Annotated in this window: 7 protein-coding genes and 1 riboswitch; of the genes, 6 read left to right on the top strand and 1 reads right to left on the bottom strand. The window is 47.3% G+C overall.

Features of this window, described 5'->3' with window-relative positions:
• Positions 1 to 167: 167 nt before the first annotated feature.
• A riboswitch (SAM riboswitch) is annotated at positions 168 to 276 on the top strand.
• An 81-nt stretch (positions 277 to 357) separates the two neighbouring features.
• The 4 genes from BLR65_RS17400 to BLR65_RS17385 are packed head-to-tail and all read left to right on the top strand — an operon-like array spanning position 358 to position 4,088.
• The gene (locus tag BLR65_RS17400; protein ID WP_093795456.1) at positions 358 to 1,413 is read left to right on the top strand and encodes a methionine ABC transporter ATP-binding protein; all 1,056 of its coding nucleotides are present in this window, start codon (positions 358 to 360) and stop codon (positions 1,411 to 1,413) included.
• A complete protein-coding gene (locus tag BLR65_RS17395; RefSeq protein WP_093795455.1) occupies positions 1,382 to 2,035 on the top strand; it encodes a methionine ABC transporter permease in 654 nt (217 codons plus the stop codon). The genes BLR65_RS17400 and BLR65_RS17395 overlap by 32 nt, the downstream gene beginning before the upstream one ends.
• Before the next feature lie 15 nt (positions 2,036 to 2,050).
• Entirely contained in the window at positions 2,051 to 3,250 is a 1,200-nt protein-coding gene (locus BLR65_RS17390) for a pyridoxal phosphate-dependent aminotransferase (protein WP_093795454.1), read from the top strand.
• Positions 3,251 to 3,269: 19 nt separating this feature from the next.
• Positions 3,270 to 4,088, top strand: a complete 819-nt coding sequence (locus BLR65_RS17385; RefSeq protein WP_093795453.1) for a MetQ/NlpA family ABC transporter substrate-binding protein — start codon at positions 3,270 to 3,272, stop codon at positions 4,086 to 4,088.
• 45 nt (positions 4,089 to 4,133) lie between these two features.
• On the opposite strand, the gene BLR65_RS17380 is transcribed toward BLR65_RS17385, so the two are convergent.
• Positions 4,134 to 5,570: a bifunctional diguanylate cyclase/phosphohydrolase gene (locus tag BLR65_RS17380; RefSeq protein WP_093795452.1), complete on the bottom strand. Its 1,437-nt coding sequence runs from the start codon at positions 5,568 to 5,570 to the stop codon at positions 4,134 to 4,136.
• A gap of 302 nt (positions 5,571 to 5,872) precedes the next feature.
• On the opposite strand from BLR65_RS17380, the gene BLR65_RS17375 reads away from it, so the two are divergent.
• Both BLR65_RS17375 and BLR65_RS17370 read left to right on the top strand, forming a co-directional pair.
• A complete protein-coding gene (locus BLR65_RS17375) occupies positions 5,873 to 7,129 on the top strand; it encodes an exonuclease SbcCD subunit D (protein WP_093795451.1) in 1,257 nt (418 codons plus the stop codon).
• Complete coding sequence (locus BLR65_RS17370) at positions 7,126 to 10,338, top strand: AAA family ATPase (RefSeq protein WP_093795450.1); 3,213 nt, start codon at positions 7,126 to 7,128, stop codon at positions 10,336 to 10,338. The genes BLR65_RS17375 and BLR65_RS17370 overlap by 4 nt, the downstream gene beginning before the upstream one ends.
• The last annotated feature ends 198 nt before the right edge of the window (positions 10,339 to 10,536 follow it).

Raw genomic sequence — 10,536 nt, 5'->3', positions numbered from 1 at the left:
GCACATCTCCTTTAGTGATCAAATGCTATAATGTATGCTATAATTTTATACCTGTTGGTATATTTTTTCAATAATTATTTTTTCTTAATAATTAATTTTATAATCAAAAATAATATTGACAGAAATCCAATGACTATGGTACTATTACTATTAATTGAATACAGTATTTTTCATCAAGAGTTGGCTGAGGGACTGGCCCTATGAAGCCGCGGCAACCACGCATACGCGAACGGTGCCAATTCCTGCAGAAGCCCGACAGGGCCTGGCAGATGAAGAATAGCATAGTTAAGCAATTATGCCTCTTCTTCTGAAGAGGCTTTTCTTATTGCTTGGACGTAAAGGAGGAAGACAAAAATAATGATAACGTTAACTGGACTGCAGAAGGTGTACCAAGGAGAGTCTGGTATCGTAACGGCTCTCGACAATGTGTCCCTTGCTATAGAGCAAGGGGAGATTTTTGGTATTATCGGCAAAAGCGGTGCTGGCAAAAGTACGCTTATTCGTTGTATTAACCTGCTGGAACGGCCTACCGCAGGTCGCGTGATAGTCGATGGTCAAGACATGACGGCATTATCGGAAAGAGAATTGAGAGAAGCACGCAAGAGTATGGGGATGATTTTTCAGCACTTTAACTTGCTTTCCTCTAGGACTGTTTTGGAGAACGTTTCTTTTCCTTTGGAAATTGCCGGTGTCAGTCGCAATGAACGGGAAAAAAAAGTAATTCCTTTATTAGAACTGGTTGGCTTGGCGGATAAACGGGATGTTTATCCTGCTCAACTAAGTGGCGGACAAAAGCAACGGGTCGGTATTGCCAGGGCATTAGCCAGTCAGCCGAAAGTGCTCCTGTGTGACGAGGCAACTTCGGCCTTGGACCCGCAAACCACGGAATCCATTTTAGCACTGTTAAAGGATATCAATAAAAAACTGAGGCTGACAATCATCTTAATCACGCATGAGATGCATGTTATCAAGGCGATATGTGACAGGGTTGCCGTAATTGAAGGCGGGCATTTAGTTGAGACAGGCAAGGTATTTGACGTATTTACTAATCCACAGTCACTGACTGCTCAGGATTTCATAAAAACAGTAGTAAATAACAAAGTGCCGGAGGCGTTGTCGGCTGTGTTGTCCAAGACACCGACAGCTGGCGGAAATCTTGTTGTGAGACTGTCCTTTTTCGGTGAGGCAACGAATGAACCGGTTATTGCCGGACTTATCCGCAAGTTTGCTATTGATGTAAATATTATATCCGGCAATATTGATCATCTGCAGGATATTCCTTATGGTACACTTTTAATGGAATTATCAGGTAACGAAAAGGATACAGAAGCCGCGCTCCATTATTTGCAGGATTTAGATTTAAGAACAGAGGTGATTGGCTATGTCGCAAGACATGCTCATGCTGCTAGTTGAGGGATTAGGGGAAACGCTGTATATGGTGGTTGTTTCTTCATTGGTTTCGGCACTGTTAGGTATTCCTCTGGGAGTGATACTGGTGGTGACTGGCAAGAATCATATTAAGGAGAATCTGGCATTTAATCAAACCCTGGGAGCCATTGTAAATGCTACCCGGTCCACGCCGTTTATTATTTTAATGGTTGCTATTATTCCCTTTACCCGGATTATTGTTGGTACATCAATTGGCACCAATGCTGCCATTGTACCACTTAGTATTGCCGCTATACCATTTGTTGCCCGCGTAGTTGAGTCCGCACTAAAGGAAGTGGATGCAGGATTAATAGAAGCTGCACAATCAATGGGAGCATCACCGAATCAGATTATTTTTAAAGTGCTAATTCCGGAAGCCATGCCTTCCATTATATTAGGCTTGACATTGACGGTAATTAGCCTGATTGGCTATTCTGCAATGGCTGGCGCTATCGGTGGCGGTGGCTTGGGCGATCTGGCTATTCGCTATGGCTACCAGCGGTTCCGCGCTGATGTGATGTTGGCTACCGTGGTCATTTTGATTGCCATGGTGCAGCTTGTACAATCAAGTGGGGACTATTTTGCCCACAAGCTTAATAAAAGATAATTGGGAGGAGTGTTCATGCAAAATGTCATACAGCGCTTTTGTGAGGAGGGCTATGCTTCTAATAAAGCCAGGCAGTTTACCGAGTCGGTTATTCGGGAGATGAGCCGGATTGCGGCTGAGCATAACGCTATCAATTTGGCACAGGGCTATCCTGACTTTCCGGCGCCGGAAGCGATCAAACAAGCGGCTGTCAGAGCTATTACGGAAGATCATAATCAATATGCAATTACCTGGGGAACGAAAGGATTGCGGGATGCGATTGCCGTCAAAGTAAAGCGAGATTACGGAGTCAGTATTGATCCTGAGTGCCAGCTTACCGTTTGTTGCGGGGCTACGGAAGGTATGGTTGCCACCTTGCTGGCTACGGTTAACCCTGGCGATGAGGTTATTATCTTTGAGCCCTTCTACGAAAATTACGGGGCGGATGTTATCCTCTGCGGTGCGGTGCCCAAATATGTTAGTCTAAAGCCGCCGGCCTTTAACTTTTGTCGTGAGGAACTAATCGCGGCATTTTCTGATAAAACCAAGGCTATCATCATAAATACGCCCAACAATCCTACAGGCAAGGTTTTTAGTCGTGAAGAACTGGACTTGATCGCTGAACTGTGTATAAAATACGATGTTCTGGCAATTAATGACGAGATTTATGAGCATATCCTTTATGACAATACCCGGCATATTCCCCTGTGGACATTGCCTGGTATGGCTGACCGCACAATAGCGGTGAACAGTGTTTCCAAAACTTTTAGTGTTACCGGCTGGCGGATAGGTTACGTACAGGCTTCACCTGAGATTACGGCCTCGGTTCGTAAAGTGCATGACTTTCTGACTGTAGGGGCGGCGGCCCCTTTGCAGGTGGCGGCTGCGGAAGCGTTTAATTTCGGGGCGGAATATTATGCGGAATTGGCCGGCTTCTACAAGGAACGTCGCGATTATTTGCTTTGTGTTTTAGAAAAAGCCGGTTTTATTTGTATGAGGCCGCATGGTGCTTACTATATTATGGCTGACATTACCCCATTTGGCTGGGATGACGATATTGCTTTTGCCAAATATATGGCCAGTGAAATTGGGGTAGCTGTTGTACCGGGTTCAAGCTTTTTCCGGACGGAAAGCACGGCTGGCAATCATCTGATAAGGTTCTGCTTCTGCAAGAAGTTTGAGACCTTAAAAGCTGCGGCTGATCGCTTGGAAAAACTCAAAATAAAACAAAGATGAGAGTAAGGAGGAAGTAAAGATGAGATACGCAAAATGGTATGCAGTTATTTTAGTTTTAGCAGTAGCGGCTTTTTCTCTTGTTGGCTGCGGAAAACAGGCAGCCTCGCCAGCGGCAGCAAATAAACCGCTTAAGGTTGGTGTTACCGCCGGGCCGCACGCTGAAATTATGGATGCGGTGAAAAAAGCAGCGGAGAAAAACGGTCTTACCATTCAGGTAGTCGAATTTAATGATTATGTACAGCCTAATGTAGCGCTAAGTCAAGGGGATATAGATGCCAACAGCTTTCAGCATCAGCCTTATCTTGACAATATGGTGAAAGATCGCCAGTATGATATTGTTTCTGTCGCTAAAACCGTTATATTCCCAATGGGAATATATTCGAAAAAGGTGAAATCCCTAAACGAGCTCAGCCCTGGGGCGACAATTGCTATTCCCAATGATCCGACCAATGGCGGACGCGCTTTGCTGCTTTTGGAAAAACAGGGTCTGATTAAGTTAAAACCCGGTGTTGGTCTTAAGGCGGCAGCAGCCGATATTGCTGAAAATCCAAGAAACTTCAAAATTAAGGAATTGGATGCCGCCCAGGTACCTCGCTCTTTGGAAGACGTTGATTTGGCAGCTATTAATACCAACTACGCGATGACTGCCGGCTTGGTTCCCAATAAGGATTCACTGGCTATTGAGGACGGCGACTCACCTTATGCAAATATTATCGCAGTGAGAGCGAAAGATAAAGACAATCCGGCGGTAGCCAAACTGATTAAGATTTATCAGTCAGATGAAATTAAGAATTTTGTCAGTGAACATTTTAAGGGGTCAGTTGCTGTTGCTTGGTAACAGGCCAAATAAAAACCCACGGATTTTCAAATCCGTGGGTTTTGTTTATTTAACTACTTGGAGAAATTTTTCGACTAAATCAGGGTCGAACTGAATACCAGCAAACCGCAATAGTTCGGATGTAGCCTGCTCGTGTTTAAGAGCCTTGCGATAGGGGCGATCACTGGTCATGGCATCATAGGCATCGGCAATGGATAAAATGCGGCATTCCAAAGGAATATTTTTACCGGCTAAGCCTAGTGGGTAGCCATTGCCGTTCCACCATTCATGATGTTTAAGAATATAATCGGCAACTAAGCTTAGGTCTGGCGATGCCTGGGCAATCCGGTAACCGATTTCAGAATGGCGTTTCATTTTTGTAAATTCTTCAGGAGTTAACCTTCCAGGTTTAAATAAAATATTGTCAGGAATGCCAACCTTGCCGACATCATGAAATTGCGCCAGTAGCCTAAGATCTGTAACTCTATTCTCGGGTAGGCCGAGAGCTGTTCCCAGGCGGGCAACTAATAGCTGCAGGCGGTCGCCATGTCCCTCCGTGATAAAGTCTCTGGCTTCCAAAAGCTTCATGGCAGTTTGGACAATTGCACTCCGGTTGCTCTGGCTGTGATTTAGTTTTTTCCGGTACATATTATTATCGGCGGTTTTAAAGACTTCTTGTAAATCATCGTGGCTGGATTGTGTTATAGCAAAGCCCATTGACAGGCTAAGGACAATACCTTCTGACAGGGGGGCAGTCTGGTTATAGGCATCTACTGCCTGAGTAATCGCATTGCATAAATTCCCCAAAAAGGTAAGTGTGGTACAAGGAAGCAGCAAGGCGAACTCATCTCCCCCGATACGATAAAGGGAAGCATTCTCAGGGCAAAATTCTTGCAAAATATTGGCAGTCGTCTTTAGCAGATAATCGCCATTTTTTGGACCCCAGGTGTCATTAATCAGTTTAAGACCGTCTAAATCGCTTACCATGATACCTATTGGGGAAGAGTACGGTTGTTGCAGTTGTTCCAATTGGTGTAAAAATTGTGTCCGGTTATAAAGGCCGGTTAAAGGATCATGAAATTTTAAGTAAGTAAGACTTTCTTCCAGCTTGCGCCGTTCCCGGCGAATAATAGCTTCGTGTATTTCGCGGTTAATAACAGGTATCAGCCGGGTTAAGCTGTCCTTACGGATATAATCATGAGCACCGGCCTTCATCGCGGTTACGGCGGCTTCTTCTGTAGCGGCCCGGGTTACAATAATAAACGGTATATCCAAATTACTCTGTTTTAAAAGTTTTAGTGCTGCCAAACTACTAAATTTTGGAAGGGAATAATCGGCAATAACAATATCCCACTGTTGTTCGGACAAAGCCGTCAGCATAGCATAAGGCTGATCGACCTTTCTAATGCGGGGTAGGTATCCCCCTAGAAGGAGTGTTTGTTTGAGCAGCAGGATATCAGCTTCTGAATCTTCGATAACCAAGACGTGTAAGAGTTCAGGCATCGCTTTATCTCCTCGCAGGTGGCAATATATTCAGTATAGTCAGTAAGTTTTACTTGTAGGTAAAGGCATAGGCGAAGATACTATAGAGTGATATTTTCAAAATACTCCGTATTCAATAATTCAACAAATCTAGCGAAATTACCTTTATTTTTTCGTTTTTAACTAATGGACGACGGAGGGACGGCAAGCAGTACAAACGTCCTGGCTGTATTTTGGTGTGCAGGATTTAGCTCAGGAAAAGGCGAAATCCCTCCAGAGTTTAATTTTTTGAACGCAGGGAGACGTAAAGGAGAAAGTATTTTATGCGGATTTTACATACAGCCGACTGGCATTTTGGCAAGACGATTGAGGGACGCGACAGGTTACCCGAACAAACGGCCTTTGTAGAAGAATTATGTGCCATTTGCACCCAAGAGAGAGTGGATCTGGTCTTGGTTGCGGGGGATGTATTTCAAAGCCCTAATCCCAGTGCCGCTGCGGAGGAGTTATTTTATTATGCCATGGACAAACTGTCAGATAACGGAAGACGCGGGATTGTCATTGTGGCCGGAAATCATGATAACCCTGAGAGACTATGTGCGGCATCCCCACTGGCAGGACGATTAGGTATTACCTTGGCAGGACTTCCCAAAGAGGAACTAAGCGCTACCGGGCCGGTGGCGGGAAGGGTATACCGGGTAAATGGCGGGCAGGCTTGGCTGGAACTGGCTGTACCGGGAGTTGATTATACAGCTGTTATTGCAGCGCTACCCTATCCGTCTGAGGGGCGGCTTAAGGAAATTTTGTCTCAGTCGCTGGAAGATAAGGATTTGCGGCAGGGGTACAATGACCGGTTAACCAGTTTATTTAGCTTGCTTAACACCCAATTTCGTTTGGATACGGTTAATTTGGCTATAAGCCACGTCTATGTCCGCGGTGGAATTGAATCAGATTCGGAACAGCAGATTCAAATCGGCGGTGCCTATGCCGTTGACCCGCTGGTGTTCCCTGCTGCAGCCCAGTATGTTGCTCTTGGCCATCTCCATCGCCCACAATATGTAGGCGGCACCTTAATGCCTTGCCGTTATGCAGGCTCACCGCTGGCTTACAGCTTTTCCGAAATAGGACAAGCCAAGTCGGTAACTCTCATTGATGTCAGGCCAGGTAAAAAACCCGATATTTATGAGGTGCCGGTGACTGCAGGCAGGCCTTTAGCAAGGTGGCGGGCTACTGGCGGTTTGCGGCAGGTGCGGGAGTGGGTGGCTGCCGGGCGGGATAAGGATGCCTGGATAGAGGTCGAGCTGGAAATCGACAAGGGGCTCACACTGGATGAAATTCAGGAACTTCGTGCATTGCATACCGGTTTTGTTACGATCAGACCGGTAATAAGCCTAACGGTCAGTGAAAGCGAAGCAGAGAAAATCCGCTTGAATAGTCTGCCGCTTAATGAATTGTTTATCCGGTTTTATAAGCAGCAAAATGGTGGGCTTGCGCCTGATAGCAAACTTGTGGAATTATTTCTCGACATAAGCCAGGATCTCTTGGGTGAGAAAAAGGCGGCAGAGGGGGAACAGGAATGAAGCCAATTACTCTTACAATCGCCGGCCTTCATAGTTTTCGCGAGGAGCAGGAGATTCCGTTCGGGCAGCTTGGGGAACTTGGCATATTTGGAATTTTTGGTCCTACAGGCAGTGGTAAATCATCGATACTTGATGCCATGACACTGGCTTTATACGGAACTGTGGTCCGGGCTGGCCGGCGCACGCAGGGAATATTAAATCATGCGGAAAAACAGGTAAAAGTATCGTTTACCTTCGCCTTGGGGCAGGGGCGGGAACGGCGCCTTTACCGGGTGGAACGCCGCTATGTCCGCAAGGACCAGCTGGCGGTTTCCAATACCTACAGCCGCCTGGTAGTTATAACCGATGGACAGGAAGAGGTTATTGCCGATAAGGATCGTGAGGTTACAGAACAAATAACCGGATTGCTTGGTTTACGGGAAGAGGATTTTACCAGGGCGGTAGTTTTGCCGCAAGGTAAATTTGCCGAATTTCTTAGTTTAGGCGGCAAGGAACGGCGGGAGATGTTGCAACGGTTGTTTTCACTGGAGCAGTACGGTAATGTTTTAATTAATAAAATCAATGAGCAGTACCGAACCGTTGAAATAAGTTATATTGAAGTGGAGAGTGAACAAAAAGGGCTGGGAAATGCCTCGCCGGCGGCTGTGGCTGCTGCCCAATCGGTGCTGGCAGAGGCTAAGCAGGTGGAAGTTGCGGCTTTAGAGCAGTACAAAACGGCAGAACAGCACTACCGAACTGTTAATGAAGTTTATGGCCTGCAAAATGAATTGGCAAACAAGCAAAGTGAGCAGGTTTTCCATCGCCGGCAGGAAGGTGAAATGCAGGAAAAAGCTGCGGCGCTTGCAGCTGCCGAAAAAGCAGGGCGGGTTACCGCCGTCTTAGAGGAGTTTGCAGCCAGTCAAGTGGCTGAACAGAAGGCTGCCGCTTTTAAGCAGAAAATATGGGAGCAGGTTGCCCAATTAACCAGCGACAGCCAAAGGCTAAATGCAGCCTATAAAGAGGCGCAGCAAACAAAGCTCAAGAGGGAGCCGGAACTAATTGAACGACGTACAAAATTAGCGGCAGCAGTAACGCTTGAAAGCGAAGTAACTCAGCTAGATAAAGAAGTAGCTGAGTTAACCAAACAACAGCAGGTGAGAAATCAGGCCTGTCAGGCAGCCAGCCATGCTGCCGGGGGAAAGGCTTCCCGCAGTCAATGGCTGACAGAACATATAAAAAAACTGGAGCAGCAGTTACTGGCAGCAACAGTAACTGCCGACCGGCGAAGCCAGGTACAAGAATGCCTGGAAGCTTCGCAGTCTTTAAAACAGGCTTGTATTTCGGCTGAAAAGATTAAACAAGAGGGCATTGCCCGCAAAAAGCATTATGAGGCTATCCGGGCTGCGGCTTTTCAGGCTGAAGAAAAGCTGCACCAAGCGGAAGTCAGGCTTGATGAACAGGAAGCGGTGGAAGCTAAGGCGGCGGAACAACAGTTAGCAGCGGCCGTGGCTCAGTTAGATCAGCTGCTTGCCAGTGAAAAGCAGGCAGCCGCTAGCCGGCTGGCTAATTTATTAACTCCGGGCAAGCCCTGCCCGGTATGTGGCTCTTTACACCACCCTCAACCGGCAGGGGCCGGACAAAGCACGGAAGTTGACAACATAAATTTTGAAGAGGAAATTATAGCAGCCAAAGAACGAATTGCCGGTCTGAACCAAACACTGGCTGAAGCCGGGAGGAAGGTGGCTAAAGAACGCCAAAGCCTGAATGGGGCGAAAGAAGCTGCAGTGGCGCTTGCTCAGCAGAGGTCCAGTGCACAAAATGAAGTGGATAAAATCAGAGAGGAATATCACCAGGCGCAGGAAGCTATTGCTATAGCCGGTAACAAGCTTACAGCCGTCCTTCAGGCCGTAGGGAAAGATACCGGAAAAGTTTTTTCTGCCACTGAGGCTCTTAGAATGGCCGACGAACTGCAAAAGAATATGAGTCAGCAAGATCGCCTTGCCGAAGGCTTGGCCAGGCAAATGACCGGCTATCGTCAGGAGCGTGAGGCTTGTCAGGCTGAAATCGACCGCTTGCAACAGGCGGTACAAACCGGTGCGGCCGAGTTGGCGGCACTGACTGCCCGGCTCCAGAGCCTTAATGATCTGGTGGTGGCCAAACGGCGGGAACTTTTTACTGTTACAGCAGGAACACCTGCGTCCCAGTTAGCCCTTTTGACTGCGCAGGAGCTGGACACGATCCGCGATGAAGAGCAGCAGGCGCGTGTCGCTTATGAACAGGCGAATGAGGCGCTTACTACTGCCGAACAAATGCGTGCCCGCAGCGAAACTAGCTGGTTAGAAGCTGTTAAACAGCGAGATCATTTACAGGCTCGCCTTACTGCCAAACTGGAGGAAGAAGGGTTTAGCGGTATGGAGGCCGCGCAGACGGCTCTTATGCCGGCATTGCGCCAGGAGGAATACTGCCGGCAGATTAAAGTCTATACGGAAACAGACCAGCGGCTGAGTGCTCAATGTGAACATTTGACCAGTACACTTAAAGGACGCAGTGTGACCCAAGCTGAATGGGAGCAAAGCCAAGCACTGTTTAAGCAAACTGAAACCAGCAGAAATGCAGCTACGGAGCGGCGCGTAGAGGCTGATAAGGAATGGCGTGATCTTACGGAAAAATATCAGCGGTGGTCCGAACTGGAAACAAACCGGCTGGCGCTTAAGGAGCGTAAAGATTGTTTGCAGGCACTTAAAAATCTACTGCGGGGCAATATTTTTATTGAATTTCTGGCGCAGGAGCAAATGGAACTGGTAGCTTGGCAGGCATCTGAACGCTTAAAGCAAATTACCCAGCAGCGATATGCGCTGGAATTAGGACCGGATGGCGGCTTTCTTATCCGGGATGATGCCAATGGCGGGGTTAGACGTCCGGTGAGTACCTTGTCAGGCGGAGAAACGTTTCAGGCCTCGCTGGCGTTGGCGTTGGCGCTGTCCGCACAAATTCAGCTCAAAGGGAAGTATCCGCTGGAATTTTTCTTTTTGGATGAAGGGTTTGGTTCTCTCGATCAGCAGGCATTGGATGTTGCCATGGCAACGCTGGAAAAACTGCATGTTGAGCGGCTGACAATTGGGATTATCAGTCATGTTGCCGAATTAAAGCAGCGCATGCCCCGCCGTTTGCTGCTTGAGCCGGCAGAGCCGGCCGGCCACGGCAGCCGGGTAAGAATTGAGGAAGCATAACGGAGAATAAAATTTAGATTTTTTATTAACAATATCAGTCTTAAGCCTGCAAGGACCGGATGCATTGTGGTATAATCTGGATAGGAAAAGCATGGGGTTAGAAAGACCTGGGGTAAAGATAAGGCCTGCAAGTATTTAGAGGACATTATACACCGAAGAGCTTAGAAGCAGGTAGCTTTGTTGAATACCGGGGCTAGG

The organism is Sporomusa acidovorans (assembly GCF_900101845.1).
Taxonomy (GTDB): domain Bacteria; phylum Bacillota; class Negativicutes; order Sporomusales; family Sporomusaceae; genus Sporomusa; species Sporomusa acidovorans.
This window is presented reverse-complemented; position numbering and strand designations above follow the sequence as displayed.

What these genes read in the sequence shown, in the direction of transcription:
- BLR65_RS17375 (WP_093795451.1), top strand. Translation starts at nt 5,873, where the DNA reads ATGCGGATTTTACATACAGCCGACTGGCATTTTGGCAAGACGATTGAG.
- BLR65_RS17395 (WP_093795455.1), top strand. Translation starts at nt 1,382, where the DNA reads ATGTCGCAAGACATGCTCATGCTGCTAGTTGAGGGATTAGGGGAAACG.
- BLR65_RS17390 (WP_093795454.1), top strand. Translation starts at nt 2,051, where the DNA reads ATGCAAAATGTCATACAGCGCTTTTGTGAGGAGGGCTATGCTTCTAAT.
- BLR65_RS17400 (WP_093795456.1), top strand. Translation starts at nt 358, where the DNA reads ATGATAACGTTAACTGGACTGCAGAAGGTGTACCAAGGAGAGTCTGGT.
- BLR65_RS17380 (WP_093795452.1), bottom strand. Translation starts at nt 5,570, where the DNA reads ATGCCTGAACTCTTACACGTCTTGGTTATCGAAGATTCAGAAGCTGAT.
- BLR65_RS17385 (WP_093795453.1), top strand. Translation starts at nt 3,270, where the DNA reads ATGAGATACGCAAAATGGTATGCAGTTATTTTAGTTTTAGCAGTAGCG.
- BLR65_RS17370 (WP_093795450.1), top strand. Translation starts at nt 7,126, where the DNA reads ATGAAGCCAATTACTCTTACAATCGCCGGCCTTCATAGTTTTCGCGAG.